At 71.5% G+C, this 6,281-nt stretch carries 3 protein-coding genes; all 3 read left to right on the forward strand.

Going from position 1 to position 6,281, the window contains the following annotated elements; translation table 11 throughout:
- The first annotated feature begins 24 nt into the window (after positions 1 to 24).
- The 3 genes from ACFWGZ_RS10260 (at position 25) to ACFWGZ_RS10270 (ending at position 6,266) form a co-directional block, all read left to right on the forward strand.
- Entirely contained in the window at positions 25 to 2,199 is a 2,175-nt protein-coding gene (locus ACFWGZ_RS10260) for a hypothetical protein (protein WP_382451172.1), read from the forward strand.
- Between the two features lie 136 nt (positions 2,200 to 2,335).
- Complete coding sequence (locus tag ACFWGZ_RS10265; RefSeq protein WP_382451173.1) at positions 2,336 to 3,100, forward strand: hypothetical protein; 765 nt, start codon at positions 2,336 to 2,338, stop codon at positions 3,098 to 3,100.
- Between the two features lie 196 nt (positions 3,101 to 3,296).
- Entirely contained in the window at positions 3,297 to 6,266 is a 2,970-nt protein-coding gene (locus ACFWGZ_RS10270) for a beta strand repeat-containing protein (RefSeq protein WP_382451174.1), read from the forward strand.
- Positions 6,267 to 6,281 lie beyond the last annotated feature (15 nt).

The following is a 6,281-nucleotide window of genomic DNA, read 5'->3' on the forward strand; positions in this document are numbered from 1 at the left end:
GGTTTGTCAGGGGGAGGAACGACAGTGATCAAGCCGGAAGACTTGACCGAGGTGGAACGCCAGGTCGCCGGTGCCTACGCGGGTGGCACCGAGATCGACCTGACCGGGCAGAGCGTGCGCGGCGAGGTGCTCACCGGATTGCTGACCGGCATGTACCGGGTGCCGCGAAGGGGGTTGCCAGCCCTGCGACTTCGAAACGCCCGGATCACCGGCAGGTTCGAGCTCGAGGGCACCCGCGTCACGCGCGTCATCGACCTCACGCACTGCACGTTCGAGCAAGCGCCCGACCTGCGCATGGCCCGGCTCATCGGGCTCCGGCTCCGCGGCACCCGCGTGCCGGGGCTGCAGGGCCGCAACCTGCGCGTCTTCAGCGACCTCGTCCTCGAGGCCGGGTTCACGTGCACGGGCACCGTCGACCTCACCGACGCCGCCGTCGACGGCACGCTGCGCCTCGCGGGCGCCGTCCTGCGTTCCACCACCGATCACGCCCTCTTGGGCGCACGACTGAGGGTCAGCGGTTCCGTCCAGGCGATAGCGATGCGGGCCGACGGCGAGGTCCGGCTCCGCGGCGCGTCCATCGGCGGCAGCGTGCACCTCGGCGGCGCGCGGCTGAAGAACACCGGCCGGGACGCGCTGGAGGCGTCCGGGATCGTCGTCGCCGGCAACATCTTCTGCAACGCCGAGGGCGGCCGGTTCACCGTCGACGGACGGGTGCTGCTCGACGGCGCGCGCGTCGGCGGCAACCTCGAGTTCACCGGCGCACGGCTGCACTCCACCCATCGCGTCGAACAGGTGCTGGTCCTGCCGCACGGACTGGCCGACGAGGCCGCGACGCTCGTGGCCGACCGCGTCCGGGTCGAGGGCAACGTCGAGCTCGACGACGGCTTCACGAGCACCGGCACGGTCCGGCTGCCCAACGCGGTCATCGGCGGGTACCTGCGGATGTCCGGCGCGGTGATCGGGCCGCGCGACGTCGCCGAGGAGACCGCGGGCGACGTCCGCCACCGCATCCCCGTCGCGCTGCACGCCGACGGCATGGAGGTCCGCGGCGACGTCGAGGCCCGCAGCGCGGTCAACGGCTCGGGCACCCGCTCGCTGCCGCTGCAGACCTACGGCCAGGTCCGGCTGTCCAACGCGCACATCATGGGCAGCGCCAGCATGTCCGGCGTCGCGCTGCACGGGCCCGGCATCGACGTCCTGTTCGCCGACCGCCTCCGCGTCGGCGGCACCCTGTTCCTGCGCGAGCTGAAGGCCAAGGGCTCGGTCCGGCTCCAGAACGCGAACATCGGCTCCACCCTCGACATGTCCGGCGCCGAGCTGACGCTGCCCCGGCTGCGCACCAACGGCACCCAGAAGCCGTCGCTCGACGCCCGCGCCATCACGATCGGCAAGGACCTCCTGTGCAGCCGCGGGTTCACCGCGGTCGGCGGCGTGCGGATCAGGCTGGGCGAGGTCGGCAAGATGGCCACGTTCAGCGACTCGCACCTCGGCTCGACGGCCGCCGACATCGCGTTGAACGCCTACGGCCTCACCGTGCACCAGTTCCGGCTGCACATCCCGAAGGGCCAGCAGCCCAAGGGGAAGATAGTGCTGAGCCGGCTGAAGGCCGTGTCGGTCACCGACGGGCCGGGGCTGTGGGACGCCGAGGGTGGCGTCGCCGTCGACGACTTCGAGTTCGCCGGCATCACCGCCGACCCGGACGTGCCGGTGGAGACCCGGCTCGGGTGGCTGCTCAAGGTGCAGCCCGACTTCGCGCCGGGACCGTACGAGCAGCTCGCCGCCGTCTACCAGCAGGGCGGTGAGGAGGAGCTCGCCCAGAAGGTCCAGCTGGAGAAGCAGCGCCGCCGCTACTCCGAGCTCGGCAGGGCGGGGCGGATCTGGGGCCAGATCCAGCGGTGGACCGTCGGGTACGGCTACCGGCCGTGGCTCGCGATCTGCTGGCTCGGCGTGTTCTGGTTCGGCGGCGCGCTCTGGTTCAACTGGCACCCGATGGTCAAGCTGAACTCCGACGAGGACCCGGTGTGGAACGCCTGGCTGCTCGCGCTCGACCTGCTGATCCCGATCATCGACTTCGGCCACGACGGGAAATGGCAGTTCACGGGTGCTTCGCAGTGGATCTCGGCGACGCTCATCGCGGTCGGGTGGGTGCTCGCGTCGACCGCCGCGGCGGGTGCGGCGCGGGTGTTGAAGCGGGTCTGATCGTCACACGATGTAGTTAAAGGTGCGCTCAGAGCGTGCGTTCGCGGTGGCGCGGATGGCAGAGTCGCCGACGTCGACTTGATCAGTTGATCGTCGGCGAATCCCTTGAGCGCCACCGAGTAGCGAGGTTCCTGCGTTGTCCTCTGCCGATCTGCGAGCGAAGACGGGAGCGAACGGCATCCGCCGGTTCGCCACCCGAGCGCTGCTCGCTGTCGGTGGTGCGATCGCGGGGACGGCCGTTGCCTGGGCGCTGACCACGTCCTCGGCGCACGCTGCCGAGGACGTGCAGCAGTTCGACGTCGTCACCAAGATCGTCTCCAAGACGGACGAGAAGCTGCCGGTCGTCGCTCCCGCTGCCACCGCAGTGCACAAGATCGACGAAACGTTGCGCACCGAGCACGAGAAGGCTCGCGCAGCCCTGCCGGAGGTGCAGGTCGCCGCGGCGGTCGAGAAGATCGCCGAGCAGATCCTGCCCCAGGTCCCCGTGATCGCCGTGCCGCAGGCCCCCGCCACCGAGCGGGCCCTCGACGTGACGTTCCCGGAGATCCCGGCACCCGTCGCCGAGACCGGTCAGACGCCGGTCGAGACGGTGGTTCCGCAGGTCACCGGACTTCCCGGTGCCTCGTGGACGGACCTGGTGGAGCACAACGACTTCGCCGTGCCCTCCCAGCAGTTCCCGTCCCAGCCCAGCACCCCGCTGCCGAAGCTGCCCGTCCCGGCCCCCGCGCCGGTGCAGTGCACCTCGTGCTCCGACGGTTCTGGTTCTGCGAAGGGCAGCACGTTCGCTGCTCTCGCTGCGTCCGGCAACGCTCTCGGCACCTCGGTGACGCGCGCTCTCGCGCCGTCCACCGACGAGGTGACCGTGACGCCGGGCAAGCAGCCCGGTATCAACCCCGACTGATTCCAGCGCGCGGTCCGCGGCAGCCTCCTCCCCCGGCTGTCCGGAAGTCGACCGTCGCGCTTTTTTCTTGCGCTCCTTTCGGTCGATCACCGCGTGCGACTCCCCCGGTGATGACGCGCCCATCCCCAAGCGCGTCCGGCCCCACCCCCCATGAACCCCCGTCGTCACGACGGGACATCTGGAAAAAGGAGATCCAATGCAGACCTGGGCAAAGCGCGGACTTCAGACCGCGTTTGTCACCGGTGGTTTGCTGATGCTCGGTACGGGCATCGCTTCTGCTCAGGAGAACGTCGACCCCGACGCCGCTCCGTCGGCCGTCGACATCGGGGCTTCCATCCCGGTCAAGGCGGACCAGAACAAGCTCGCCACGCCGGTCCGGGAGATCACCCTCCCCAAGGTGGACCGGACGATCAGCACGGACCGCGTCACCGACGTGGTGCCGATGCAGGCGGCCTCGCCCGTCGCGAACCCGCTGATCCGCCAGGCCGGTCAGAGCCTGCAGGGCACCGCGGCCGAGAACGTGGTGCGCGGCAACCGGATCCAGGGCCACCTGGACGTGCCGATCAACATCTGCGGCAACGCGATCGCGGTCCTCGCCAACGCCGAGTCGACCGCCGACTGCACCCAGTACACCCACCGCGACGGCACGATCGTCACGGACGGCGAGGGCCAGGCCCTCACCGGCAACGTCGTGGCCGTCGACCACGTGCTCCCGGTCCAGATCACCGGCAACGGGATCGCCGCGGCCGGCAAGGCGACCACCTACGGCACGGCCGAGCAGGTCTCCACGACCGGCGGCGACATCACCACCAACGGTGACAGGGGTGCCATCTCCGGCAACGTCATCGCCGAGCGCGGTGCGACCCCGGTCCAGATCACCGGCAACGGCGTCGGCGCGGTCGGCATCGCCGAGGTCAACTCGGCCGCCAACACGTTCGCCTCCTCCGAGGGCGACGTCACCACGAGCGGTGACAACAGCTCGATCTCCGGCAACACCGTGCCGGTCCCGCTCGCGCCGCTGGCCGAGGTGAACGGCAACTCCGCCGCCGCCGCGGGCAACGCCACCACCGACTCGGTGCAGACCGGTGCCGCCTACGCCGGTGGCAAGACCGTCACCAGCGGCGACCCGGCCACCCTGGCCGGCAACGTCGTCCAGCCCGCGCTCGCCGGCCCGATCACGGTCGACGACAACGCGGCCGCCGCGGCCGGCAACGCGACCGCGATCAGCGACACGCGGAACGAGTCGATCGCCGGTGGCGAGACCTTCACCAACGGTGACGGCTCCACGGCCTCCGGCAACGTCGCCGGCGCGCCGATCTCGCTCCCCGTCGCCGCGGGCGGCAACGGCGGGTCGATCGTGGGCAACGCCCTGACCGACCACTCCAACGAAGCGACCTCGACGGCGGGCGGCAACGTCTTCACCGTCGGCGACAACTCGGTGCTGTCGGGCAACATCGCCGACGTCCCCCCGGCCACCGCCGTGGACGTGTGCGGCAACGGCGCCTCGCTCGCCGGCCAGTCCGTGGGCACCTGCGAGAACGACGTCCAGTCGACGACCAGCGGCTACCAGGGCACGCTCGGCAACGACTCCGTCGTCGGCGGCAACATCGTGTCGACCCCGGTCGCCTCGCCCGCCGAGGTCTACGGCGTCGCCGGCACGCTCGGCGGCCAGGCGTCCGGCTCGGCCGACGAGGTCAAGAACGTCCGCTCCAGCGGCACGCCGAACACCAACGACGACAACGGCACGGTCTCCAGCAACATCGTGACCGCGCCCACCGCCGCCGCGCCGCAGGTCTTCGCGGTCACCGCCGGCCTGGTGGGCAACACCAAGTCCGACACCGCGAACGACACGTCGGTCACCGCGGGCGACGCCCCGAACGCCTCCGGCAAGAAGAGCTCGGTCTCCGGCAACATCGTCCAGGTCCCGACCTCGACGCCGGCCCAGGTCTTCGCCGACGGCGCCACCCTGGTGGGCAACAACGCCACCACGGGCGACAACGCCACCGACATGAAGGCCGGCGGCGACGCCATCACCACCGGCGAGCAGGGCTCCATCGCGGGCAACGCCATCTCGGCCCCGGTCGCCACCGGCACGCAGGTGCTCGGCTGGTCGGTCGGCGGCGGCAGCAACGTCGACTCCGTGGCCACCAACGACCTCTCGTCGGTCGCGGGCGGCGACGTCAACAGCAACGGTGACGGCGGCGCGGTCTCCGGCAACCTGATCGGCGCGCAGCCGACGGTGCTCCCGGCCGTTCCGGGCAACACCGTCTCCGCGGCGGGCATCACCACGTCCGACGTGGTGAGCCAGACCGCCGTCGTGTCCGGTGGCGACAACTACTCGATGGCCGACGACGCCTCGGTGTCCGGCAACCTGGTGCACGTCCCCGCGAACGCCGTCGCCGGCGCGTACGCGGACGCGGTCGCGGTGGCGGGCAAGTCCACCACGGCCACCGACAAGGTCTCGTACACCCAGGCCGGTGGCGAGATGCTCACGGAGGGCAGCGGCCCGCTGACCGCCCGCGAGATGACCGTGCCGGTCGAGGCCGCGGCCAAGCTCGCGCGCGTCCCCGTCGAGGTCGTCGGCCAGGCGACCACGCTGGGCTCGAGCGACGACACGCAGCTCACCGGTGAGGACCAGGGCACCCTGCGTGCCACGCAGCTCAAGGGCATCCAGCTGCCCCAGGGCGTCGACAGCCTGATGAAGGCGGACGAGGTCCCGGCGTTCCACGGCCTGCCGGTCAACACCCTCCCGAACCCGGCCGAGCTGACCGCGCTCACGGGCCAGCTGCCCGCGCAGGAGCGTTCGTCGCTGCCGCTGAACGGCGGCACGGCCGGCATCACCCCGAACGTCCAGGGCCTGCCGCTGGGCCAGGTGCTCGGCGCCGCGCAGGGCCTGGTCCCGGCGGGTGCCACCGGCCGTTCGCTGCCGGCCGTCCCGTCGCTGCCCGTGACCGCCCCGGCCCTGCCGGTCCAGGTCCCCGGCCTGCCCACCGAGCGCTCGCTGCCGGCCCTGCCGGTCGACGGCCCCGCCTCGGTCTCCGGCCTGAACCTCAACCCGACCCAGGGCCTGGTTCCGGCGCAGGAGCGCGCGCTGCCGTTCTCCGCTCCGGCGATGACCCTGATCGACCCGGCTCACCTGTTCGACACCGTGACCGGCCAGCTGTAACACACCCCGCAGTAC

Source organism: Lentzea sp. NPDC060358 (assembly GCF_042725365.1).
Classification (GTDB): domain Bacteria; phylum Actinomycetota; class Actinomycetes; order Mycobacteriales; family Pseudonocardiaceae; genus Lentzea.

What these genes read in the sequence shown, in the direction of transcription:
- ACFWGZ_RS10270 (WP_382451174.1), top strand. Translation starts at nt 3,297, where the DNA reads ATGCAGACCTGGGCAAAGCGCGGACTTCAGACCGCGTTTGTCACCGGT.